23 protein-coding genes are annotated in these 24,924 nt (G+C 40.1%); 12 read left to right on the top strand and 11 right to left on the bottom strand.

Features of this window, described 5'->3' with window-relative positions; genetic code table 11:
* Nucleotides 1-32 precede the first annotated feature (32 nt).
* The 4 genes from gcvH (at nt 33) to U3A58_RS17110 (ending at nt 2,353) form a co-directional block, all read left to right on the top strand.
* Nucleotides 33-410, top strand: coding sequence for a glycine cleavage system protein GcvH (gcvH, locus tag U3A58_RS17095; RefSeq protein WP_323825481.1), 378 nt, complete (start codon nt 33-35; stop codon nt 408-410).
* Between the two features lie 10 nt (nt 411-420).
* Entirely contained in the window at nt 421-789 is a 369-nt protein-coding gene (locus U3A58_RS17100; protein ID WP_323825483.1) for a VanZ family protein, read from the top strand.
* A 68-nt stretch (nt 790-857) separates the two neighbouring features.
* Nucleotides 858-1,535 carry an energy transducer TonB gene (locus tag U3A58_RS17105; RefSeq protein ID WP_323825485.1) on the top strand — a complete coding sequence of 226 codons (678 nt, stop codon included), beginning with the start codon at nt 858-860 and terminating at the stop codon, nt 1,533-1,535.
* A 146-nt stretch (nt 1,536-1,681) separates the two neighbouring features.
* Entirely contained in the window at nt 1,682-2,353 is a 672-nt protein-coding gene (locus U3A58_RS17110) for an energy transducer TonB (protein WP_323825487.1), read from the top strand.
* A gap of 50 nt (nt 2,354-2,403) precedes the next feature.
* Here U3A58_RS17110 and U3A58_RS17115 read toward each other — a convergent pair whose 3' ends face one another.
* The 3 genes from U3A58_RS17115 to U3A58_RS17125 are packed head-to-tail and all read right to left on the bottom strand — an operon-like array spanning nt 2,404 to nt 7,658.
* Nucleotides 2,404-3,285, bottom strand: coding sequence for a YicC/YloC family endoribonuclease (locus U3A58_RS17115; RefSeq protein ID WP_323825489.1), 882 nt, complete (start codon nt 3,283-3,285; stop codon nt 2,404-2,406).
* Nucleotides 3,286-3,299: 14 nt separating this feature from the next.
* A complete protein-coding gene (locus U3A58_RS17120) occupies nt 3,300-6,590 on the bottom strand; it encodes a biopolymer transporter Tol (RefSeq protein ID WP_323825491.1) in 3,291 nt (1,096 codons plus the stop codon).
* Between the two features lie 21 nt (nt 6,591-6,611).
* Complete coding sequence (locus tag U3A58_RS17125; RefSeq protein WP_323825493.1) at nt 6,612-7,658, bottom strand: NAD(P)/FAD-dependent oxidoreductase; 1,047 nt, start codon at nt 7,656-7,658, stop codon at nt 6,612-6,614.
* A 56-nt stretch (nt 7,659-7,714) separates the two neighbouring features.
* On the opposite strand from U3A58_RS17125, the gene U3A58_RS17130 reads away from it, so the two are divergent.
* The 5 genes from U3A58_RS17130 to U3A58_RS17150 are packed head-to-tail and all read left to right on the top strand — an operon-like array spanning nt 7,715 to nt 14,796.
* Nucleotides 7,715-8,368, top strand: a complete 654-nt coding sequence (locus tag U3A58_RS17130; protein WP_323825495.1) for an MBL fold metallo-hydrolase — start codon at nt 7,715-7,717, stop codon at nt 8,366-8,368.
* Nucleotides 8,365-9,057: a CDP-diacylglycerol--serine O-phosphatidyltransferase gene (pssA, locus tag U3A58_RS17135; RefSeq protein ID WP_323825497.1), complete on the top strand. Its 693-nt coding sequence runs from the start codon at nt 8,365-8,367 to the stop codon at nt 9,055-9,057. Before U3A58_RS17130 ends, pssA begins: the two co-directional genes overlap by 4 nt.
* Nucleotides 9,054-12,308, top strand: coding sequence for a type IX secretion system sortase PorU (gene porU, locus U3A58_RS17140; protein ID WP_323825499.1), 3,255 nt, complete (start codon nt 9,054-9,056; stop codon nt 12,306-12,308). The genes pssA and porU overlap by 4 nt, the downstream gene beginning before the upstream one ends.
* A gap of 5 nt (nt 12,309-12,313) precedes the next feature.
* Nucleotides 12,314-13,522, top strand: coding sequence for a type IX secretion system outer membrane channel protein PorV (gene porV, locus U3A58_RS17145; protein WP_323825530.1), 1,209 nt, complete (start codon nt 12,314-12,316; stop codon nt 13,520-13,522).
* Nucleotides 13,523-13,524: 2 nt separating this feature from the next.
* Nucleotides 13,525-14,796, top strand: coding sequence for a M16 family metallopeptidase (locus tag U3A58_RS17150; protein WP_323825502.1), 1,272 nt, complete (start codon nt 13,525-13,527; stop codon nt 14,794-14,796).
* Here the strand turns inward: U3A58_RS17150 and U3A58_RS17155 are convergent, their stop codons facing one another.
* The 3 genes from U3A58_RS17155 to U3A58_RS17165 are packed head-to-tail and all read right to left on the bottom strand — an operon-like array spanning nt 14,797 to nt 17,075.
* Nucleotides 14,797-15,747 (bottom strand): glycosyltransferase, encoded by a 951-nt coding sequence (locus U3A58_RS17155; protein ID WP_323825504.1) that lies wholly within the window; start codon nt 15,745-15,747, stop codon nt 14,797-14,799.
* A 1-nt stretch (nt 15,748) separates the two neighbouring features.
* Complete coding sequence (locus tag U3A58_RS17160; RefSeq protein ID WP_323825506.1) at nt 15,749-16,678, bottom strand: hypothetical protein; 930 nt, start codon at nt 16,676-16,678, stop codon at nt 15,749-15,751.
* The gene (locus tag U3A58_RS17165) at nt 16,650-17,075 is read right to left on the bottom strand and encodes a sugar 3,4-ketoisomerase (protein WP_323825508.1); all 426 of its coding nucleotides are present in this window, start codon (nt 17,073-17,075) and stop codon (nt 16,650-16,652) included. The genes U3A58_RS17160 and U3A58_RS17165 overlap by 29 nt, the downstream gene beginning before the upstream one ends.
* Before the next feature lie 103 nt (nt 17,076-17,178).
* Between U3A58_RS17165 and U3A58_RS17170 the strand changes: the two genes are divergently transcribed.
* A complete protein-coding gene (locus U3A58_RS17170) occupies nt 17,179-17,805 on the top strand; it encodes an IMPACT family protein (protein WP_323825510.1) in 627 nt (208 codons plus the stop codon).
* Here U3A58_RS17170 and U3A58_RS17175 read toward each other — a convergent pair.
* Genes U3A58_RS17175 through U3A58_RS17190 form a run of 4 tightly spaced genes read right to left on the bottom strand, consistent with a single transcriptional unit; the run spans nt 17,798 to nt 21,143 of the window.
* Nucleotides 17,798-18,397: a 3'-5' exonuclease gene (locus U3A58_RS17175; protein WP_323825512.1), complete on the bottom strand. Its 600-nt coding sequence runs from the start codon at nt 18,395-18,397 to the stop codon at nt 17,798-17,800. The genes U3A58_RS17170 and U3A58_RS17175 overlap by 8 nt on opposite strands.
* Entirely contained in the window at nt 18,394-19,857 is a 1,464-nt protein-coding gene (nhaC, locus tag U3A58_RS17180; RefSeq protein ID WP_323825514.1) for a Na+/H+ antiporter NhaC, read from the bottom strand. The genes U3A58_RS17175 and nhaC overlap by 4 nt, the downstream gene beginning before the upstream one ends.
* 49 nt (nt 19,858-19,906) lie before the next feature.
* Entirely contained in the window at nt 19,907-20,764 is an 858-nt protein-coding gene (locus U3A58_RS17185; protein WP_323825516.1) for an NAD(P)/FAD-dependent oxidoreductase, read from the bottom strand.
* Nucleotides 20,751-21,143, bottom strand: a complete 393-nt coding sequence (locus U3A58_RS17190) for an FAD-dependent oxidoreductase (RefSeq protein ID WP_323825518.1) — start codon at nt 21,141-21,143, stop codon at nt 20,751-20,753. The genes U3A58_RS17185 and U3A58_RS17190 overlap by 14 nt, the downstream gene beginning before the upstream one ends.
* Before the next feature lie 74 nt (nt 21,144-21,217).
* Here U3A58_RS17190 and U3A58_RS17195 point away from each other — a divergent pair, with 74 nt between their 5' ends.
* Nucleotides 21,218-21,697 (top strand): Mpo1 family 2-hydroxy fatty acid dioxygenase, encoded by a 480-nt coding sequence (locus U3A58_RS17195; protein WP_323825520.1) that lies wholly within the window; start codon nt 21,218-21,220, stop codon nt 21,695-21,697.
* Nucleotides 21,698-21,760: 63 nt separating this feature from the next.
* Here U3A58_RS17195 and U3A58_RS17200 read toward each other — a convergent pair whose 3' ends face one another.
* Complete coding sequence (locus tag U3A58_RS17200; RefSeq protein WP_323825522.1) at nt 21,761-24,067, bottom strand: patatin-like phospholipase family protein; 2,307 nt, start codon at nt 24,065-24,067, stop codon at nt 21,761-21,763.
* 219 nt (nt 24,068-24,286) lie between these two features.
* On the opposite strand from U3A58_RS17200, the gene U3A58_RS17205 reads away from it, so the two are divergent.
* The gene (locus U3A58_RS17205; protein WP_323825524.1) at nt 24,287-24,784 is read left to right on the top strand and encodes a DUF4494 domain-containing protein; all 498 of its coding nucleotides are present in this window, start codon (nt 24,287-24,289) and stop codon (nt 24,782-24,784) included.
* Nucleotides 24,785-24,924: the final 140 nt, after the last annotated feature.

A 24,924-nucleotide genomic window follows, 5' to 3' on the forward strand; every position in this document is an offset into this window, starting at 1 on the left:
TAATTTTGACTCCTATATAACTATTCACAAATATGGATTTCCCTCAAGAACTAAAGTACACCAAAGACCACGAATGGGTTAAAATTGATGGTGATGTTGCAACTATTGGAATCACTGAATTTGCCGCAGGTGAACTAGGAGATATCGTTTATGTAGAAGTTGAAACAACCGGTGATACATTAGACACCAACGAAGTTTTTGGCTCAGTAGAAGCAGTAAAGACCGTTTCTGATTTATTCATGCCTGTATCTGGTGAAATTTTGGAATTAAATTCTGATCTGGAAGATTCTCCAGAACTTGTGAATGAATCTCCTTATGAAAAAGGCTGGATGATCAAAGTAAAAATCACTGGGGATCTTCCCTCTGATTTACTATCTGCCTCTGAGTATGCAGCTTTAGTAGGAGAATAAACAAACCATTTTGAGATTAGGAATTGCAGTAATTTGGCTCTTATTCATTGCCGCAGCCATGTTGACTCCAGGGAATAACTTCCCTGATTCATCATTTAACTTCGCGGATAAACTTATTCACTTTGTTTGTTTTGGCACCTTGAGTTTTCTTTGGTGTGGGGTAGGCGTAAAAAGGGCTTTTGTAAATGGCCTACACGGAAGAGTTCTCAGCAACTATTTGATTTTCGGTATTGCCGCAGGAATAGTTTTGGAATACGCACAACTGTATATCCCTTACAGATCTTTTGATTATATGGATATGATAGTCAATGAAATAGGTGGAATCGTAGGCTTATTAGCATATTTTAAGATTCCAACTACCAAGATTGGCTTGGATTAATGCCTATTAATTATTACAATTGTTAGTCTGAAATAGAAAAAAATTAACCTTTATAAACCAAACTTATCATGGAAGCAAAAAAGACTCCCAGTGCTGATCTAACCAGAAAGTCAGGAATGTTCCTGAACCTTGGTTTGGCAGTAGCTGTAGGTGCTACCCTTGCTGCCTTCGAATGGAAGTCATTTGACGATGGTTCATTGAAAGACCTTGGTCAAGTAACTGACAACTTCGAAGAATTGCTAGATATTCCTATCACTGAGCAGCCACCACCACCACCTCCACCCCCTATCGAGCAGCCTATCATTCAGGAGATTCCTGATGAAGTAGAAATCGAAGAGAAAATCGAAGTTAACTTTGATGTAGATGTGAAGGAAACCACAGTAATCAAAGAAGTGGTAATCGCTGAAGCACCCGTAGAGGAAAAAGTAGATAAAATCTTTGATGTAGTAGAGACGCAACCTAACCCTCCAGGAGGAATGGCAGGTTGGAACAAATACCTTTCAAATAACCTGAAATATCCTACTCAAGCAAGAAGAATGGGAGTGGAAGGTACCGTAATCGTAGTATTCGTAGTGAACACTGATGGTTCTATTCAAGACGTAGAAGTACTGAGAGGAATCGGCGGAGGTTGTGACGAAGAAGCAGTTAAAGTTGTAAAAGCAGCTCCTAATTGGACTCCAGGAAAACAACGGGGACGGCCAGTACGTACGCGTATGAGACTACCGATTAGATTCAAACTTAGCTAATCATATAGACCCGAGAAATCGGGTCTTTTTTTTGTCCAATCATTAACAACTTTTAGCTTAGTTAAATAGTGTTAGTAGATTAGTATCAGTGAGTTATCTAGTGTAATTTATTAGAATAGTTTTTTCGAACCTCTAATAATACACTCATGGAACACAAAAAAAACCGAAGGTCAGATCTGAAAAGATGGTCAGCCACCTTGTTTAATTTGGGACTGGCAATCAGTCTAGGCGCAGTTTTAATAGCTTTTGAATGGAAAGCTAAAGATCAAGAAATTATAAAGACATTTGATGGAATGGAAGATGATTGGGATGATCTAGATATTCCTATCACAATCCACACCACTCCACCCCCTCCCCCACCAGCTCCCATACAAGTGAATATCATTCCAGATGATATTGAAATCGATAAAATCACCGACATCAAACTCGATATTAATACTATTGAGGACACTATTATCCCAGAAGTAGAGATGACTGCTCCGCCGATAGTTGAGGAAATTGATAAAATAGAAAACTTTGTGGACGTTCAGGCTAGGTTTAAAGGGGATATGGATGCATGGCATGCCTATCTCAACAAAAACCTTATCTATCCGTCACAAGCCAAAAGAATGGGGATAGAGGGCATGGTCATAGTCCGCTTTGTAGTGAATACTGACGGCTCTATCCAGGACATAGAAATGGTGAGGACAATTGGTGGTGGATGTGATGAAGTCGCGAAGGAAGTAATAGAAAACTCACCAACTTGGAATCCTGGGAGAATTGGCGGTCGTGTTGTTCGATCTCGTATGACTATGCCAATCCGCTTTCAGCTCAACTAGACAAAAAAATACCTTTTAGCAAAAAGTAAGGGGCTGCTTGGCCCCTCTTTCTATAATACGTTTAGTGATTGTTCTTTCACTTTTTCAAGTTCGTCCTTCATTAGGATTACATGTTTTTGCATTCCGGCATCATTTGCCTTCGAGCCAATGGTATTGATCTCTCTGCCTATTTCCTGACTGATAAAACCTAGCTTTTTGCCTTGGCTGCTTTCTTCATCAAGACACTTTTCGAAATACTTTAAATGTGTGCCGAGCCGAACAATCTCTTCGGTAATGTCTAGTTTTTCGAAATAATAGATCAATTCCTGTTCAAAGCGATTAGCATCAAATGAATTCTCGTCCAGCCATTCATTGAAATGATTTCGGATCTTTTGATTGATTCTATCTTTTCGATTCCCCTCTTCCCCCTCAATTTTCTTTAAACCAGTAGCTATGGATTTGATATTTCCTTGCAGTTTCTCCTCCAGAGAATTCCCCTCATCTTGTCTGAAGGAGTCACATTTATTTAAAGCTATTGTCAAAACTTTTTTGATTTCATCCCAATCTGCCTGGTCATCCCTTTCCTCACCTGTCAACTGTGTAATTACACTTGGAGATTGTAATGCTAGCTTAAAAATATCCTGAGAACTATCGTTTACACTTTCAGCAAGGTCTTTATACTTTTGGTAGAATAGGTTAAACAAATCTTCATTTATGGCCACTGGCATTTCTACAGACCCCTTAGATTGGAAATCAATCGAAATACTCACCTTACCACGGTCCAAAATGGATTGAACTAGATTTCTAATTTCTAGCTCCTTATCGTTAAACTGTCTGGGACTTCGGATGGAAAGATCCAGAAATTTCGAATTGAGCGTACGAACCTCCACTTGGATCACCATTCGCTCATCCTCAAATCCGGCATTTCCAAAGCCGGTCATTGATTTTATCATCTTAAAATATGTAGTTAGAAATTGAAGCCCAAAGTTACGTAGAACTTTAAGTCTTCCGCTTCATAATTTCGAATTGGTCTTGCCACATCAAATTTGACGTAATAGTTAAGCAACACTGTCCTCAATCCTGCACCATAACTTTGTAGCCAAGGATTGTTAAAATTATTAAGCACAATAGTGAATGGGGATCCTTGGGTATTAATTACTTCTGTGTTTTGATCGTTTACGCGCTCCCATGGGGCGGAGTCATTCCATGCCGAGCCAATATCATAAAACCCTATAAGTTGAAAGTTTCGAATGAAATTTGAAGTGATATTCCCTCTGGTCAGGTAGGAGAAAACAGGAATTCTCAACTCAGCAGTAAATGTGATCATATTGCTGCCGCGAATTTCATCATAGTCATATCCTCTCAAGTCAACAAAGTCTGCAAAAAGGACATTTGAATTTTCTGTGCCGGTTGGGTTTCTTATAGGTGAAGATTCCGGTCTATTGGATGGTGGAAAGTAAAACTCATTGAATAGCCAATTATCCATTCCTCCCAGCAGGTAGGTCTGCGGATTATTTCCCATAAATGATCCCGCATACAATCTAGCAGCAAGGACAATATTCTTATGGATTGTTTTGTATTCTCTCAAATCCAAATAGAAATTCCCAAATGAACGTTCCTTATTGTTGAAAGATTGATACTGCGTGTAGCCAATTTTACCTTTGAATCCAGTCTGGGAATAAAGCCCCAGAGACTGCGTACGATCGTAAACGAATTCTGCCTTTCCTCCCACATAATTGACATTTAGCCGATTTTGATCTGGATCTTGACCGCTTATTAAGGAATCAGCATTGAGGTTAAAATATTGTGTTCTTGCTGCAAAAGGAGAAAGAGTGAATTTTGCGTTTGCATTCAACGGGTAAGAAATCGCAGCTTCTACTTTGGTCAGCACATATTTCTGAAATGTAATATCTCCTTCGGTAACACGAATTGTCTTACGATCAAATCTCCCTTTGAAATCAACTCTACTTTTCAAATACTCATATTCAAAGAAGACATCGCCTCCAGACCTAAAGTCAAGTGTAGTCATTACACCACCTTGAAAGGAATGATTATCAAGTAAATCAGTCATTTTGCCAGTAAGACCAATCCCAAAACCTCGCAAAGGATCTACGACAAATCGGGTATTGATATTGTTGATGAAAAACTGAGGCTCCATTGGCCTAGGCCCTGTTACTCTCTTTTTTAAACTTTCCTTCCTAAATGCATCTAGCAAATTAGTCTTGTTCTCAGCTGCTGCAGCTACAGGTGAGGTAAGATTATTTGGCAACGTATCGAATGTGTAATTGTCGGTATTGATTCCATTTTTAGACTCAAAACTTAGACGCTTAAGATCAATGGAAGAGGTTGAATTTTTTGAGATCGTATCGAGCTTGGTTAAAGGCTGGGTAGAAAGATTCGCATCCTGAGTTACTGTTGGTAGATTTTCTCTCGTCTCCTTTTCTTCCAAAAGCCTTCTAGCTGCCAATCGTTCATTCAAACTCTTTGCTTGCTCCAGCTGTATTCTCGGTGTACTGGGAGTAAATTGATCAGCATTGGAAAAACCTTCTATTACCAAATAGCTCTGCCTTCCGTCTCGAACAGAATAAGCCATTCTATTCATTCTAGAATTGACATCGAATGCTTCTATGCTTTTGTTAAGTGCTGAAATCTGGTTAGAAACCTGATTTCCTATACTCATCCGCATCAGGTTATTTATTCCACTGAGATCACTTAGGTAAACAATTGAATTGCTATTTACCTTTCGAGGTCTGATATTCTTACTATTAGAATTAGTCAGCTTCTTCGTGATTATAGTATCTGTCACTTGCACCATAAAGAGGTTATAATAACTTGATAATGATGACATCTCTAGATTCTTCCCTAGAAGCGAATCTGGTAGATTCGTCATATTTGATGAATAAATAATCGTAGAATCATTTAAAAAAATTGGAGTCAATTCGTCAAACGAATCATTTGTCAACCTTTTTCCCGCCCCTCTGGTATTAAGCGTATAGATGTCAGACTTTCCGTTTGAGATGGCCGAAAGCACCATATTTTTCCCAGTACTGTTAAAGTCCAGGCTAAGGATCTGTGTAATGTTCCTCAGGAAAATCTTATCCTGATTGGAGCCATCTATTGATCTCAATCTCAGTGTAGTAAATCCTCTTTTGAAGGAAGCTATCGCAATATTTGCAGAATCTCTCCAGGCGATTACCGGTGAGATGAAATTTGCCTCCTGGTCTTGCAAGGATGTTCCTCCTGCAAAAATTGTTTGTTCTCGTCCAGAACTAACCTCTCTAATCTGAACTTTGTATTTGCCACCACTATTGATCACATAGGCCAGATTCAAGCCATCTGGGCTGAACTTGATATCATTGATAGCGCCAATAAATTTCGGAGAAGTTTCTGCTACAGCGGCGCCCTTGTTCGGATCTTTAAAAGTGGTAGATACTTGCTTATTAATATCCAAATAATACTTTTTCCAGTCCTCATTAAAGGTTTTATAATTAAGCCCAACCGTATTTGCGATACTATTTTCCTCATTCCTGTTTATTCTAGACAGATTTAGAACACTAGAAACATACCTTCTACCATACCTTTCGGCAATGTAATTCCAAACAGACTGTCCAGCCAGGGCAGCTTCCTTTTCCTTCAACTTGAGAATTTTTGGGGTTTCGTCTTCTTGGAAATAGTGCCTGATAAAATCATCCATTTCCCGACTCCAGCCTTTGGCCAGGTACAAGGCAATACCTTCCACATACCATTCTGGAAAACTATTGGTTAGATTGGATTGGAAAGCATCAGACACAGACGATCCATACAGCATTTCTTCAATGATAACTTTCGCTGTTCCATAAATCAAATCCTCTTTGAATAGGTCAATTTCACCTTTATAAGCTACCTCAGCCAATAATCTGTTGAAATTGGTTTGCCCTTGCTCACTATATTCCTCTTTGTTAAGATTGATATTACTCTGCAAAAGCTCTTCTGGAGAGTTATAAATGTATATTTTAGGTTTAGTGTAGGCCACATAACCAATCATCTGCGTAAGTCTATTAAACTCACTTTCCAGATAATCAATGGCCATTTTGGCATTTGCACCTCCACGGTCATAGTAGTACACCTCAAAATTATTCGAGGAATAAAAATACCATTCAAATTGCTGGTGCTGAATTCTGTTTTTCCCAAAACGCTCCTGATCAAACTGAGCAAGGGCAAAAAAAGAATTCAGCCATAACCCAGCAAAAACTAAAATTCTGAAAAGGTGATATCGCATTCGATTTGCTGAAAGATGTTTTTAAATATAATTAAAATACCGAGCTATATCCACTTCGGGGTCAATAGCCTTATTATTTAGTAGATATGCAACCATTAGCTCACTAAAATAAGGAATTAAAGATACGCCTTTGGCTCCAAAACCATTGAATAAGTAAACGCCTACCTCGGTAGGATGTTTTCCCAAAAAAGGTTTTCTATCTCTGGTAGCAGGCCTGATTCCTGTCTTATGACTGATAATTTCCCCCACTGGTAGTCGTACCAAATCTGTCAACTTCTCCAAAATCTCCATTTTTGCGGCATTTGTCGCACCTATCTCTAAGTCATGCTTGGTATAAGTCGATCCCACGCGATGGACTCCCTGTCCCAAATGCACCCTGAAAACGCCTCGATTCACCACATAATCCGGAGTAAATTCTTGTTTCACTTCCAAAATTTCTCCTTTGACAGGAGCAAAAGGCAGGAAATCGAAAAACCTAGAATGCATGGCTCCCAGCCCGTTGCAGTAAATCACTGCTTTTGTCTGAAGTTCACGATAAGACCAACACTCTTCCTGTCGTGCAAGTAAGCTCTCGTCAAATTTTTCCAAGATCAATTCCTCTCTTAAATACGCAGTCATTGCATCAAGTAGATTGTTGATATTCAGCCATCCTGAGTTACGTAACATTACTCCACCAAAGGGATCCTTAAGAAATTCGGATTGACTTTCTAAATGAATCGCTTCTAAATAAGGCAAAAAGCCCAGATCAGCACTATGACCCATCCACTCGTTTTGCTCTTCTATCGTCAAGAATGGCCTATAGATAGCTTTTTCAGTCAGGAATTTACTGCCAGTTAGTTTTTCTAATTCTTGATAAAATGGCTTAATCACTGGGAAAAGCGAATCAGCTTTCCAGGTCTTAACCATCTTTCTGCCAGTCACCGGATTGAAAAGTCCTGCAGCTATCCTACTCGAATTATTAGCTCCAGGCTGATCGATTATTCTGATTTTCTTTCCAGCTTGCTTCAGTCTATAGGCCAGAGCTGTACCGGCAAGTCCTTGTCCTATGAGCAAAAAATCAATTTCCATAGCCCAAAATAAAGGTTTAATTCCTTATTTTGTTCCAATACCGACATACATTTCCCATGCTTCATATTAAGTCTTTTACATTTAATCCTTTTCAGGAAAATACCTATTTGATTTATGACCAAAAAGGCAATGGATCGTTAATTGATCCGGGTTGTTTTGATCTCGCAGAGCGAAAAGAGTTGCTGGACTTTGTGTCTGAGAAAAAGATTCGAATCCACCAATTACTCAACACACACTGCCATATTGATCATGTATTGGGAAATGCATGGGCAAAAAAAACGTTCGGAATCGAACTTCTGATTCATAAAGATGAAGCTGCAGTCTTAAAGGCTGTGGAAGTTTATGCTCCCAATTATGGTTTTGTAGGCTATGAAAGCAGTGAAGCAGATGGGTATCTGATCGAAGGAGAAAAGATCCAGGTGGGTGATGAAGTACTCAAAATCATCTTTGTACCCGGGCATGCTCCAGGTCATGTGGTCTTTTATCATGAAGCTTCACATCAATGCATTGCCGGAGATACGCTGTTCAGAGGCAGTATTGGTCGCACAGATTTACCAGGTGGAAACCATGAATTACTCTTGAGCAAGATCAAATCGGAGCTTTTCACACTTCCTGATGAAACACTCATATACCCTGGCCATGGCCCTGAAACTACAATAGCTTTTGAAAAAACTCATAACCCTTTTGTGGGTATAAATGCAAGACTTTGAAAATCAAATCTCATATCCCAAATGCAATAACCCTACTCAATTTACTTTCAGGAGTAATCGGAATTATTTGGGTGATCAATGGAAATATTGTTTCAGGAGCTTATTTCATCATTTTAGCTGCGGTCTTTGACTTCTTTGATGGCTTTGCCGCTAGACTGCTAAACGTACAAGGCGAACTAGGGAAACAAATCGACTCTTTAGCCGACCTGGTGTCTTTTGGTGTACTTCCGGGGATGATCCTTTTCCAAATGGCCCAAGTCAACAGCAACATAGTTTGGCTACCCTACCTCACATTGATAGTCCCACTTTTATCAGCTGTTCGATTAGCTAAGTTTAATTTGGATACCAGACAAAGCGATAAATTCATTGGCCTACCTACTCCTGCAAACGCACTATTTATCAGCACCTTACCATGCTTTGCCATCGAATGGCCATGGGTTGGAACTTGGCTCACTTCCCCTTTTTTCTTAGTGGTAATAGCTTGGGTATTTTCAATTTTATTACTTGTTGAGATACCACTAATCGCATTGAAGTTCAAGACCTATTCCTTGATAGATAATAAATTCAGGTACGCGCTTTTAGCAATTGGTCTCGGGCTTATCTTACTGTTCGGCTTGGCAGGTATTCCACTCGTAATACTAGCATACTTAGGCTTATCACTAGTGGAAAATGGTAAGAGTCCCAAATGAATAGCCAAAACTACAAGCTACTATTCTTTCTCCTTTTCAACTTCCTGTTGATTGAATCAGCTTCTGGTCAAAACTCATTTTTCAAATTTAAAATCAGAGACGAAGGTATCTATAAGATAACTGCCGCTCAGGCCCGAAAAATAGGAGCGAATTCTGTAAGTGAACTTGCAGTATTTGGATACCCAGGGATGCTGCCCCAACTTTTGCACAGCGATAACCTAGACTTGCAAGAAATTCCAAGTTTGGAAAAAGATGGTAATTTGTATGTATATCTTTCATCCCCTCATAGCTATACATTTAATCAGGATGGGGTTGATTATAGACATCATCAATACGCTGATTCCATCAGTTTTCTGATTGGAACAACTCAAAATCCAAAGAGAATAGCAACCGTATCCGGACAGGCAGGCACTTTAGCTCCAGCTGTTCTTTACCAATGGAACTGGCTCAAAGAGGAAGAAAATAACATTTTAAATTCGGGCCGAGCTTGGTACTCGCGGGCGGTGGCTCCAGGAATAACGCGTGGATATGCCCTTCCCCTAGAGACAAGCTCTAGTGCCAGCTGGAAAGTATTCGCAAAAGTAATGGGTAGGTCAAGCACTCAAGCGAAAGTAAGTGTGGCTGCGGATGAATTGATTATTGCAGAAAGTTCATTCGGCGGAATTCCAAGCAGTACTTACGCTATTAAAGGTCAAGAATCCAGTGTTGAAGAAATCTTTTTGCCTGCTGGAAATAAAGTAGAGCGGCTGAGAGTTTCATTCCAAACTTCAGACACAAATGGCTCGGGATATTTTGAATTTATAGGGATTGGCGTTCCACATTCCAGTGATTCCTTAGATGAAGGAGTTTATTCTTCAGGTCAACCCGCATCCATGCCTATAGCTCCATTGGCAGCTTTATCAGTTTGGGAAGTAAGCGATTTTTTCATTCCAAAAGCACTTGATTTAAGTTCAGGGTCAATTGTTTCTGGGCAGAAATTTATTGTTTTCAGAGAGGCCGAAACCAACGAAATCTCACCTATAGAACCAGTAAACCTTACTCTAAGAACACAATCCTCATGGCCAGACTTAGTAATTATTGCTCCTAAAAAACTGAGTAATTCCGCAGAGAAGCTCAGTCTTCACAAAATCGGAATGGGTATCTATGCGGAGGTTGTTTACCTCGAAGATATTTACGATTCTTTCGGGTACGGCAACCCCGATCTAACTGCAATTCGCAATTTGATAGCTTGGCATTATCATCAAGGAGGAAAACTTCAAAATGTCTTAATCCTTGGTAAAGGGACTTTTGATTACAAAGGTATTTTGGGAGGAAGACCAAACCTTGTACCTATTTATACCAGTAGAAACAGTTTAAATCCCTTGACGACGTTCAGCTCAGATGATTATTTTTCCCTACTTGAATTTGGCCAAGGCGAATGGAAAGAAAGCCGTCAGGGAGATGAACAAATGCAAATTGGCGTTGGGAGATTGCCGGTAATAAATCCGCAGGAAGCCCAGATAGTAGTAGATAAAATCATTACTTATGAAAGCAATCCCAAGGCTGGAGACTGGAAAAAAACAGTGACTTTCTTCGCTGATGATGGAGATAACAATATCCATCTAAGAGACTCAGAAACTCATGCCGCCTTTCTGAGTGAAAACCACAAAGACTATAAGCAAGTCAAATTATATCTGGACAGATTTGAACAAGAGAAAAATGGTGAGATGCAATCCTCGCCCATGGCAAAAACTGCCTTAGAGGAGCAACTGGATCGTGGGACATTGCTCATGAATTATATAGGTCATGGAAACGAAACTACATTAACAGCCGAAGAAGTTTTCCTGGCATCGGACATTGCAAATTGGGCTAGTCAGGATCAACTGGCTCTGTGGATGACTGCGACCTGTGAATTTGGACGACATGACAGCCCATTTATGAGATCTGCAGCTGAAGAGCTATTGATTTCTCCAAATAAAGGTGCTATAGGACTTTTAAGTACTGGAAGACCAGTCTTCAGCAGTGTGAATTATTCTTTGAATAAAGCATTTATTGAGGAGGTTTTCAGACTGGAAAATGGACAGTCCCAAGATCTGGGAAGCATCTTCCGAAACACAAAAAACAAAAGTCAAAACGGAGCCCTTAACAGAAATTTCAGCCTCTTAGCTGATCCAAGCATGAAGCTAGCTAGGCCAGAATTCCAAATCAAATTTACTTCACTACAAGATCCTAAAAATCAAAATTCACTAGACACACTTTCGGCTCTTCAAGAAGTGGAATTTGAAGCAGAAGTGATTAATCCAAGTACAGGAGGGATTTCAACAAGGTTTGACGGGATTTATATTATCGAAATACATGATAAACCTACTACGAATAAAACTTTGGGAGATGAGAGTAGCTCTGTAGAATTCAAGGAAGAAAAAATTCTGATCTTCAAAGGAAGAGGGAAAATTGTAGCTGGAAAGATTAAAGGAAAGATGATTATTCCAAAAAATATAAATCTAGAATTTGGAGAAGGAAGGATACGGATCTTCGGTGAAAATCAGAATCAGACATGGGAGGCTTTTGGATTTAGTTCACCTATGATAGGTGGTACTTCCGGCAATTCTCCAATGGACACGAATGGACCTGAGATAACTGCTGCTTTTGCAGGCAAAGTAGAAGCCCCATTTACGTTTTACGCCACCACCGTTCCAATGGAAGCCTCATTTTCGGATATAAGTGGTATTAATATATCCGGTTTTTTACCTGCAGAAAATTTAACCGTTCAAATAAATCAAAATGATCCTGTTGTTTTAAACAACTTGTTTGTGTCGGAAAATAATTCTTTTACTGTGGGAAAAGTAAATATCGAATTAAAAGGATTAAAAGAAGGTAAGAATTTGGTAACTATTAAAGCTTGGGATAACTTAGGAAACCAGAGTGTGTTGAGTAAAGAAATCCTCGTGCAAGGAAGCAATAGACTTAGAATCCTTAATCACACGACCTATCCAAATCCAACCGAAGTTGAAAGTCATTTTGAGGTTGAGCATAATCAACCTGGAGAAAACTTAAATCTAACCCTTGCAGTTTACCAAACAGACGGCAAGATACTATTTTCAGAAAGTGAGCGTTTAGTTAAGGCTGACTCTCCAATCAGGGGTTTGTCTTGGATTTTTTTACAAAACCAAACCAAATATCCAGCAAAAGGAACTTATATTTACAAATTAACGCTCCAGTCAGAACTTGATAATTCTAAAGATTCCGTGAGCGGACTAATCGTGATTCAATGAAAAAAATGGCCATTAGAAATAGGAAAAACTTACTTATAGCAGTTTTTACCCTGGCTACTTTATCTGCATATGCACAGAACAGCACTATAATCTCAGGTCAAGACCCTGATCGAAGAGTGATTACTACTGCTGTACCATTTTTGAATTTCGCTCCAGACTCCAGACATTCTGCCATGGGAGATGCAGGGGTAGCTACCTCGCCAGATGCAAATTCAGCTCATTGGAATGCAGGTAAACTTGCATTCGTAGAAGGTCAGACTGGATTTTCACTTTCTTACTCACCTTGGCTAGGCAAGCTTGTCAATGATATGTCTTTGAGTTACTTGACTGGTTATTTTAGAATTGACGAAGTTTCAGCATTTGGATTTGACCTTCGCTACTTCAATATGGGCGATATTCAATTAACTGACGGCAAAGGAAACCCATTAGGTGAATTTAATCCACGGGATATTGCCATAGGCGGCACCTATTCCAGAAAGCTCACCTCCTACTTAGGATTGGGGATTTCTGCCCGCTTCATTTATTCAAACCTATCAGGCAACATCTCATCGGTAGGAGGCAGTGAAGCCAAACCCGGTATCAGTGTTGGAACAGACGTAGGTCTTTACTATTCGAAACCAAGCTTCGCTGGGACTAAAGAGACCAACTTTTCCTGGGGTCTTAGTATCACGAATATTGGCCCGAAAATCACCTATAATTCTGCGGATGATTTGGATTACATCCCTACTAATCTAAAAGCCGGCATAGCTTACTCCATAGATCTTGACCCTATGAACACGCTTACTTTTGCATTGGATCTAAACAAACTTCTAGTCCCTTCTCCTCCTATTTACTCCACTAATGAAGATGGTACTTTAGAAACAGATGAAAACGGAAATCTCATCATAGAACCAGGCAATGGAAAAGATCCTAATCGCCCATTGCTTTCAGGGATGTTCGGATCCTTTGCCGATGCTCCGGGAGGATTTTCAGAAGAGATACAAGAAATCATGATCTCCTTCGGAGTGGAATACTCATACGACGAAAAGTTTGCGCTACGCACTGGTTATTTTTATGAAAACCCAAATAAAGGTGGCAGAAAATACTTTACCATGGGTGTTGGCTTTGATCTAAAAAAACTTGGATTTGACTTCTCCTACTTAGTTCCTCAAAAACAAAATCACCCACTCGCAGAGACTCTACGATTCTCTTTGATGTACACTATCCCTAATTAAAAATGGTTTTAGACAGGTCAAAAGCTCCGGGATTTCACGTTCCTGAGGATTTTGAACTATTGCCCCCATCGGAATTCCAGCTTTCCAATGGAGCCAAGTTCTTTTATATCCCTACCCCTGGTTTGGAGGCTGTTAAAATTGATGTGCTTTGCAAGGGCCAACGAGCATCTCTTCCCCTAAATCAAACACTTGTTTCCTCCTTCACACTTCAAATGCTTTTGGAAGGGACAAAAAATAAAACCGCAGGCGAAATCGCCGAATTCTTTGATTTTTATGCCTCAGAAGTACATCCTATTTTATCCTTCTCGCATGAAGGACTAGGGCTTTTATCTACCAAGAAGCACCTAAACACTGTATTAGAAGTATTCATTTCCATATTTACTGAAGCCACTTTTCCAATCGAAATGTTGGAAAAACGTCAATCTCAGCGGAAACTCATCATTAGATTAGAAAAAGAGAAGACTGCCTCCAGAGCGAGTCAAGTATTTAGAAAATGCCTGTTCGGAGCTACACATCCATACGGGGCTGAAGTAGAGGAAAGCCACGTGGATAGCGTATCCATAGATCAACTGAGTTCTTATTACCAGACAATGCTTTGGCAAGAATTAGAAATTTTCTTGACTGGGAATTTCGATTCTAAAGAACTGGAAATTCTGTGTCATCTATTCGGTCAATTACCAAATCGTGTAGCCGCAGCTCCCGTTCTTTTACCTGGCATAAATACACTTATGGCAGTAGCTGAACCTAAAGAGAAATCTGTTCAAAGCAGTATTCGCATTGGCAATTGGTCCATTCCCAAAACACATCCAGACTTCATCGCTCTCACTGTTTTTAACACAATTCTCGGAGGATATTTTGGCTCCCGACTTGTCAAAAACATCCGGGAAGACAAGGGACATACCTATGGAATTCACTCATCACTAGCTGAAATAGGTGATTCCCACTATTGGATGATCGCAGCCGATGTGCAAAAATCATTTTATCCAGATGTAATCAAGGAAATCTATCATGAAATCCAAGTCTTGACAGAGGTGGAAATTGATACGGCAGAATTGGAAGTGGTCCGAAACTATCTAATCGGGCAGATGCTAAAGCAATTCAGCACTTCTTTTGACTTGATGGAAAGGTTCAAAGCAGTGTATCATTCGGGAATGGACTTTGATTATTATGCAGATAAACTGGCCTTTCTGAAAAAATTCGATGCAAAAGACGTACTCAACATAGGTCAAAAATATTATTCTAATCCCCCATTTATAGAAGTTATCGTAGGCTGATCAAGTCAATGTGACATAAAGCCAAGAGACATCCAGCCGAATACGAAGCCAAAGCTGATAGAGGCTAAATTCAATACTTTCCACCCCTAGCTGCCTAGCCAACCTCACAAAACCCTGTGCAGGGACAAAATTTGCAGACCAAAGTGCATGCTTCAATTCATAGAGAACACGCTTTTGCAAAGCCAAATCTTCACTTAAAGTGCTATTCATAGCTCTGATTTTTTCACAGACGCGCAGCGTGCTTGGAAGCATTTCAGACTGGTAGCACCGATATTGATTGGCAGAAAGTGAATGGGGGTGCTTTCTCTTATAAACCCCAACGTGGTCAGCGTAAACAACTGGATATTTATTAGTGAGACGCAGTTGAATATCAAAATCCTCGTAAATAAGAGATGAATCATATCCGCCTTCTTGCTTGAGCATTTGATTTCTGAAAATCACCGTAGGTGATGAAATACAACTTTTACTAATTAGCGTTCGGTAAAAGTCCCTATCCAAGACTTTACCCTTCAGCTCATCCTTTTCTTTTTCCTGATAGTAATTTTCTTGTACGCCATTTTCTTCACGTATGTGCGCATCTGAGAATACAAAAGCTGCGTTTGGAATGCTTTTTAATCTGTCGAGTGAAAGTGAAAGATGTTGGGGGTACAAAAAGTCATCTCCAGAAAGATCCACGATAAACTCTCCATTTGCAAGATTCAGCATTTCATTAAAAAGCTTACAATAAGGAATGGACGCTGAATTATAAATCGTAGAAACAGGGAATTTAAGAGAGTGTTTGCTTACCCAATCCCGAATTATTCCAGCCGTTTGGTCCGAGCTCCCATTATCAGCTATGATCAATTCCACATATTCATAAGACTGACCAAGTACACTATCCAACGCTTTTGCAATCCACTTTTCATGATTAAAAGCAATACAAATTACCGTAACACTACCTTCCTTTTCCATATCAGATCTTCTTCACCCAAGTGGACTTACTATGGATATCATTTGAGAAGCGTGACTTAAAGAACATCAAGTTATGATTTGCCCCTTCCTCAAGGTCTGATGACCCAAGGTCTATTAAACCCACTTTCTGTTCCATAGCAAGCAGAAAAAGCTCATTTAAAATAAGCTCTCCACCATTTTTCACAGGAAACTTTGGATCAATTGCTGAAAGAAAATAATAAAGAGAATCACTGGTGAGTTTCACAGCGAGTGAATAGCCTATTGCTATTCCATTTTTGCTCATAGTGATCAAGAAATAGCGGTTTGGATATTCCGAGACTTGCTGTACAATTCTATTCTCATCGATCGCTACTTCATAGCCTTTTAGCGCGTTCCAAGCCCTTATTTTATTCAAAAACCCAAAGTTGGTGATGGAGGAATGACTGACTTTCAGTCCCACATCCTTAACCTTTGACTGTAGCTTCGCAGTCTCCTTTTGTGCTAGTTTATTGATCTTCTTTTTACCTATGAAAAAATGATGACATAGCACTTTTGTCAGTTCAAAGCCATTTTTAAACAACAGGTAATTGATCAAATCAGCCCGTGAAACGTAAGGTTTAGGGGATTGGGTAATAGCAATAGAGGTAATGCCGCGCTGGTGCATTTCGCGCTGAATCGCCAAAAGGAACCCTTGCAGAGCAGCCGAGCTCAAGCCCTCTTGCATCCAAAAACCTCCGAATGGTGCCTGCGGCAAGGAGACTGCAGCATTTGTTTTAGAAATTGCAAAAGTTATATGCGCTTTGGTTTTTCGCCTTTTCTCCCAGATAAAATCCAGCTGATCCAGATACGCATCGCAAGTGAAATTGCTCAAAAAATAATCCTTATCCTCTTGCAAGGAGGAAATCACCCGAAGCTCGTGGGATTCATTTAGTTCTTTCTTGAAGCTTTTCAAAATAGTCGAAGTCTCTGATATAATCATCTTCTGAAAACGCCTGATCAGACATCCCCAGCAAAACTGAATTAAGTGTGAATCTAGCGATCAACCAATTTAAAGGAGGAATAAAAACAGCCTGCTCAGGAGAATTCAGCTCAAAATGGTGAATTTCTCCAAGTGCGGAATGAATTTCTAAGTGAACCTTTCCTACCATCGACACGATCACTTGCGACTCTTGCCAGTGTGCGTGATTTCCACGTGTGTCACCTTCTTTCACCCCAGAGATCCAAAAGCAGCGCTGTATTCCATCAGGGAAGAGCGCTAGATTTTGCCAATAGTGCAGACTTCCTGATTCATTCGAATGCCCAGGAAGCGTGAATGCATAAGGGGTTTTGGCTACAATAGATTCGGACATAGTTTTAAATTTCCTCTAGCTAAAATTAAGTTAATTCATACAGATAACCTGTTACCTAGTTGTTAAATCTTTAAATTCGCCGTTGATCAACCCTAGTTAATCCATGCCCGACTTAGGCGATGAGTCCAGATTCGAAGATACATTTTTTACTATTTCCAGAAGCAGTGAAGGTCTCTACAAAGACAGAAGTAGCAAGTTTTTCTATTTCTCCTTCCCAGTGCAAAATGAGGAGCAAATCAAATTTCACTTGGCTGAGCTACGAAAAAAATTCTTTGACGCCAGACATCATTGCTTTGCTTGGGCACTTGGAAAAGATGGAGAGCACTACCGAGCCAATGACGATGGAGAGCCCAATCACTCAGCAGGAGATCCTATTTTGGGGCAGATCAGGTCCAGTAATCTGACAAATATTCTGATCGTAGTCGTCCGTTATTTTGGAGGAGCCAAACTGGGGATGAGCGGCCTGATCCAAGCCTACAAAACTTCAGCAGCATTAGCCATACAGGAAAATGAGATCTTCGAAGAACAAGTAAAGTCTTCCGTTACTATCCGATTTCCCTATCCAGTAATGAATGATGTCATGAAACTCGTAAAAACCCATGACTTGCAGATTCTATCTCAAGAAATGACGCTGGATTGCCAAATGCAATTGGAAGTTCGAAAAGGACTGGAAAAGCTACTCATTGCTTCCCTGGAGGAAATCGCCGGATTAGAATTAACTGTTATTTGAACAATTCATCCAAATAGCCCTCAGCTTTTAGCTTTTTGAAAATCTCCAAACATCCCCACGCATCCGTAGCTGCGTAGCGCTGCTGCTTTATAGTAAGCTTTTCGGCTTCCCAGTTTGAAACTTGCTCTGACTTAGAAATACGCATTCCTAGCACCATCGCACAAAGATTGCGTACGCCAATATTTATAAAACCTACTCGCTTCAACTCATCATTTAGATCGAAAAAAGAATTGGCATAAAAAGAGTCTGTGAGTTTTGCCAGCCCTTTGATATCGTCATGAACCGCTGCACCTACTTTCACAATACTCTCTTTTTCCAGAATATTTCGAATAGTATCAGGAAAGCCTATTACATTCAATCGAAAAAGAAATGCTTGAGTAGAAGTAGAAAGCTGGAGCAACGAAACTTGGTTGACCACACCTTTTTTAAAGGCCGGCTTAGTCTCCGTGTCAAAGCCAATTACTCGCTGCTGAACAAGAAATTCTGCTACCTCCTCTACCTCTTCAAGTTTATCAATTAAAAACATCTCACCCTCAAACTGTCCCAGTGGAAGGGCATTTACTTCTTCTTTTGTGATCTTAAATGGAATCATGCCAACTTTTCTTCTTTTACGTCATCGTAATAGGTAATCCCAATTCTGAAATAACCATATAGAATAGTCATAAAGGGACTAATAATATTAAAAAAGCAATAAGGTGCATAAGTTAAAGTCGCTACACCCAATACCGAAGCTTGCGTAGCGCCACAGGTATTCCATGGTACCAGCACCGAGGTCACAGTACCCGAGTCTTCCAGCGTTCTACTAAGATTTTCCGGTGCTAAACCACGCTTTTTATATACATCTGCATACATTCTGCCAGGAACCAAGATAGCCAAGTACTGATCAGAAGTGGTAATATTAAAGAACACACAAGTAGCCGCTGTAGCTGCAATCAATGACCCGACACTGTGGACTTTCTGGATCACTGCTGCTGCAAGGACTCGCAGCATACCGCTTTCTTCCATTATTCCCCCGAAAACCATCGCTGCAATAATTAGCCAAATGGTATTCATCATGCCGCCCATTCCGTAAGTAATGAGTAATTCATTCACCACGTCATTGCTGGTGGCAATACTAATTTCTCCATATAGTGACATCATCACTGCCTTGAAGCTTTGGTAGGCATAGGACGCATTTTCATCAGCAATCAACCGAATGATATCAGGCTGGAAAATTAGGGCAAAAAGCCCTCCTAAAAGCGCCCCTGTAAGCAAAGCAGGTATAGCCGGGACTTTTCTCACAATCATGAAAATTACGACTATTGGCACGATAAACAGCCACCCAGTCACATTGAATTTCTCCAAGATTACATCTGAAATAGCCTGCACGTCATTCACAGATCCTTGTACCTCATAGTTCAAGCCGATCACTACAAAGATAACCAAGGTGATAGAAATGGATGGTATCGTAGTCTTCGCCATGTAGCGAATGTGAGTAAACAAATCAGTGCCCGCCATGGCAGGAGCAAGATTGGTAGTGTCAGATAGCGGTGACATTTTATCCCCAAAATATGCGCCCGAAATAATCGCCCCAGCAATTATCCCTTCTTCAAATCCTAGTGCCTTCCCTATTCCCAATAAAGCCACGCCCACAGTCGCTACCGTGGTCCAGCTACTGCCTGTAGCAATAGAAACTACTGCGCTGACAATACATGCTGCTACCAAAAATATCGCTGGACTTAATATCTGCAGGCCATAATAAATCATAGCGGGTACAATTCCGCTGAGCAGCCAGGTCCCTGCAAGTGCACCAATGAGAAAAAGAATCAGAATACTCGACATGGCGGCGCTAATACTTTTTACGACACCATCCTGAAGTGTCTCCCAATTAAACCCTAATCGAAAGATAGCAACCAAAGCTGCTACCAACGAAGACAGGATAAGAACAATTTGATTGGAGCCAGAAAGTCCATCCGTGCCAAAAATTTGAATATTCAATACCAAAAGTACTATCAAAAAAACCAGGGGAATCAGTGCGTCAACAACTTTTGGGGAGCGGGTTAAACCTTGCATTAATCGGGGTTAGGTGAGTTAAGAGTCTGAATCTAATAAAAAAAATTAATTACATCTTGGACAAAAGTACAGAAAGCTCCTTTCCTACTTGCCAGCCAATGGCCACCCCCATTCCGCCTAATCGCACCGCCGCCACTGTTTTAGTGCCTACCCGTTGGATAAGTGGAGTTTTTATTTTGCCAAAAGCCATAATTCCAGTCCATTCAGTATCCCAAGGAATACTTTTTCCCGGAAAGATCACCTCAGCAGCAAGCTTCTTTAAATGGGACTTTATTTTAGGGTTTACCGTAAAATCCGTGCTTTTTTCAGCTTCAAAATCTTTATTCCTAGCTCCGCCAAGCAGTAGCCTTCCATCAATCTGACGAAAATAAACATAGCCCTTGTCCATGTGGAAGGTGCCTTTCCAGGGAATCTCAAAATCGAGGGGTTTGGATAAAAGGATCAATCCCCTACCCGGCTGAATATCAGATTCCGACCATAGCTTCTGCGTAAAAGCATTGGTGCAAATGGCAATTTTCTTCGCCTTAAATTCTAAATTTATTTCTCCAGCACCATCTTCAGCGAGAACAATCCCATCATCTTTGCTGACTTCACAGACCGAAACACCAGATAGCAGGCTTATACCTTGCAGCTGAGCTAGTTTCCAAAGTGCGCTCATGTATTTCCCGGGATCCAATTCCCCTTCAAATTTATTTTTGACGATAAACTTTATTTGATCTGCAAATCCCATTTTTTCAGGCTTTTTCACTAATGAAAAAACATCTTGCTTGAAAACTGGCTTGAGAAGCTTATTCACTCCAGCCATCTGATCCACGGCTCCGCTCTGGCTATCCTCCAAAAGCTCATACCCGTTGGAATGAGAATAGCTCAGATTTTTGTCTCCAAACTGTTTTCTAATCGAGTTCAATCCNCATCTGATCCACGGCTCCGCTCTGGCTATCCTCCAAAAGCTCATACCCGTTGGAATGAGAATAGCTCAGATTTTTGTCTCCAAACTGTTTTCTAATCGAGTTCAATCCTTGGTATCGCCGCTCAACCAAAGCCAAAACTTCATCCTGAGTCATTTGCCAGAAATCATCCAGAATTTCCGTCAGACTCCCAAAGCAAGCAAAACCTGCATTTTTGGTGCTTGCACCTGTTGGAAAAACCCCGCGTTCCAGTACAAGAACATTTGCCTTTGGATGTTTTTGTTTGTAATGAATGGCTGTGGAGAGCCCTACAAAGCCAGACCCTACCACAATCAGGTCGTAATCAAAAAAGTGTTTTTTCTCCCAGTAGCTGAACATTTCGATTTTTAGAAAAAGAATTAAAATAGATTTAGTATTTTAATTCAATCTAAGCGATAAAATCCCAAAACACCATGAGAAAGATTGATGCGTTATTCCAAGAATACGGGTTGAGTCATCAAAACACGACCAACAAGCTCATCCATTGGTTTTGTGTGCCTGCTATTTTTTTTAGTATTGTCGCCTTGATTTTTAGCATCCCCCCAGGACCTCTTCCTGATCTTTTGCCTTTCTTGGGCTATTTCGCCAATTGGGCTACGATAGTACTAGCTTTAGTGCTGATTTATTATCTCATGCTTTCTATTCCGCTGACCTTAGGCATGTTCCTATTTTCGGCACTTTGTCTGGCATCCGCAAATTTTATTGATCTGATTTTGCCCGGAAAGCTATGGATGTTTAGTCTTGGCGTCTTTATTCTAGCCTGGATCATGCAGTTTTATGGACATAAGATCGAGGGTAAAAAACCCACATTCCTTAAAGATCTTCAGTTTCTGCTGATAGGTCCGGCTTGGCTGATGCATTTTATTTATAAAAAATGGGGCTTTGCTTATTGATATCCTTTTCTAATATTTATTCATCGTCGCGCTCTACTCTCAGTGAGGGCTGCCTTGGGGCGTTTATTGACCGTTTTCTCCTTTCAGCAGAACGCTATCTTCTATAATAGGCTGATTTTTAGTGAATAACTCTTCCAGACGTTTCAATGAGCTTTGGTTTTTAAGTGTATAGACACTTTCCAGAATTGACTTTTTCTCCCGTGCAGTCAACCGCCAATTCAAAGATGCTCGCTGCATGGTCTCTTGACTTTCCGTCAATTCCTCTGCTTGCACCTTTTCTGGGGCATATTCAAACTCAATTCTCTCAAGCGCAAAGGGCATGGATTCTGCCATGTAATTAAAAAGCACTTCATTCTGTATAGTTTGTACATTGTCCCAATTGGCATAAATGTTTTTAAGTGGAATGAAAATCTTTTCAAAAATCCGAGGGGGAAAACTAGGTGCTATTTCTGTTATTTTCTCAGAATCCCGAATCGTAATCAACACCACTCCGCCGGTATTTTCATAGATCCAAGATTGAAATACATACATAAATCGAAGTGCATCTTGAATACCGAAATTATCAGACAAACCTGTATCCATTGTTTCCATGACTGGCTCCGTAGGCAGTTCTATATTCGGGGTAATAAATGGAAAGGTAGCACTCATGCGCAAAGCAGATAGGAACCTCAAGTTCTTGGAATCATGATGTTCAAAAAACCTAAGGAAATCTATCGTCTGCTTTTTCTCATCCGGGCCAAACTTTCCTAGCATGGATGTGCCAAAAAATGACATGGAATGTGGCGAAATCACGAGCTTTCTACCATCATTGGTGATCAATGTGGTGACTGGAAGCAGGGGAATACTTCCTGAGAATTCAGGGGCTTTATAGGCAGAAATAGGCTTATCAAGAATTCCTTCAGTATTCTGATTTAACTGATTTTCAAAAGCAAATCCTCTGTCTTTAAGATATTTACGCCCATTGTACTCGAAATTTTGATTACGGATTAATAGATCATTTACCAGTAAAGTGAAAATAATCGGGTTGAGATTATCGGCGGAGATTTGATCGAGATATTTTTCATCCATAGGATCCACAGTAGGATCGGTCAAGGATCTTAGGTAAACTTCTCTGAAGAAAGCTTCGCCCAAAACGCCTCCCGACGCCCCAGTAAACAGCTCCGTATGCTTCAATACCTCTCCTTTCTCTATTCCATAGATACTTTGTAGGATTTTGACAGTCCAAAGTGCTGCACGCTGGCCACCTCCACTGGCGGCGACTATTACTAACCTAGGTTTAGCTTCTTCAGGAAACTTAGTTTTCCAATTATCCAGAATGTTCAAAACATTATCCCTGTCTTTTTTGACCAATTCAGGCGTCAAAAGAGAATCCATGTGCGCAAGACTATAGGTAACGGGCGGCACAGAATAATCTAAGCCAAAAGCCTCATGAGGGCGGTTCAAAAAGTTAAAATTACTGAAATAGTTTGCAAGAAGCAGAAAAGCAAAAACTATAAAAGTTGACCACCTTCTCAGCCAAAAACTTACAGCTCCCACCAGCATAATAAGGATGGCTAACAATAAGGTAGCACTCATAGCTGCAGGCAACTGCAGATAAGGGTTTTCTTTGAAAAATCCCAAAAACAAAACAAAAAGGATCAAGCCGATTTGAATGATGAACAGGTTAAGGTGATTTTGATCAAAAACCCGAAGCAATTTTGTCCCTTCGAATCTGGAAATATCTGGCCTTACTTTCTCTGGACGAAGATGAATGTTCAGAAAATAGAGGACTTTATATTTTTGGTTTTTAAGGTCTTTATATTGACTGAGCACATTTGCTCTGGTAAGGCGAACTTTACGAAGCCTTTTATCCACAGTTCCCGCAAAAAGAATGAAAAAATCCTTGTTCGTAAAGGAGAAATACCCAAAAATAACCGAGTAGGTCACCACTCCCCCACCGACGAATCCAATAAAATAGTACAATACCTCCCAATCATTTGAAAGATCATTCCCCAACTGAAACTCAACAAATCTAATAATATAGGTCACGTAAAAAGTCAATGGGATAAGCCCATTATTGACACAGTAATGAATGAAAGGCTTATTTATTATGACTAAAAAAGGAAAATGCCGACCATCCATGATGTAGGTGGACATATGAAATGCCATAGTCAACACAGCAAACCCTACTCCCATCAAGAAAAAACTCACCCAGGAAACCTGATGCAGATACTCAGGATCCAGAAAAAGAAAAGGAATACCCAATACAACACCGAAGTACTCTAGAATAACTCCAGTCAGAACTACCCAGATAAGGGTAAGCACTAAGTTCTTTCTCAGGTGAAGCAATAATAATTGTACAGGAAAGCTGTACCAGATTTTATCCCGCATGCATTAGGTTTTGCGATAATTTACTGCTTTTCTTTTACTCCCCACAATCTTTTCATATTTCCATTTCGCCTTTTCGAAGTCCGGATAACCCAACAAATAAATCGATTTGACTATCAGTGAGTTAGTCATCTCCATCCATTTCAGACAGTTTCTAATGCTGAAAATACCCTTGTGCTTCAAAGGATATATTTTACCTTCGAATTCCAAACTGAAAGAATTATGAGAACTTGGTTTTTGTGCAAGGTTAAATATGCAAAGGAAAATGAGCAGGGTCTGCTTAAGAATATTTCCGAGCAATATCTAGTTGATGCAGTATCCTTTACCGAAGCAGAAGCAATACTGTATGACAGGCTTGCTTCTCAGATTCGAGGAGATTTCCAAGTCACCGGAATCAGCAAGAGTAATATAGTAGATGTGTTTTTTTATGAAGATGCGGACGTTTGGCACAAGTGCAAAATATCCTATATGGTGGCTGATGGAGAAAGTGGCAAAGAGAAAAAAGTCACCCAATACATGATAGTGACAGCTGGCGATGTAAAAGAAGCCTACGATAGAATTCAGGAAAGTTTAGGCAATATGCTTGTAAGTTTCAGGGTACCGGATATTGTAGAAAGCCCCATTATTGAAGTATTCCCTTATGAGCGGGATGAACTAGCTGAGCAATTGCCGGAAGGTAACTTCAGATCGGTTTCAGAAGTCAGTCAAGACGCAGAATAATTATATCAACTATAAAATTTAAAAGTGGCTGTCTCATATTGATTTTCATTATTGGAGACAGCCTTTTTTATTCAATAGAGGCCGATTTCCTGAAATCGGTCTCTATTTTTTTGACTACTGTTTAACTCTTTAGCAATAGG

The sequence above is a fragment of the Algoriphagus persicinus genome, from assembly GCF_035156415.1.
Lineage (GTDB): Bacteria > Bacteroidota > Bacteroidia > Cytophagales > Cyclobacteriaceae > Algoriphagus > Algoriphagus persicinus.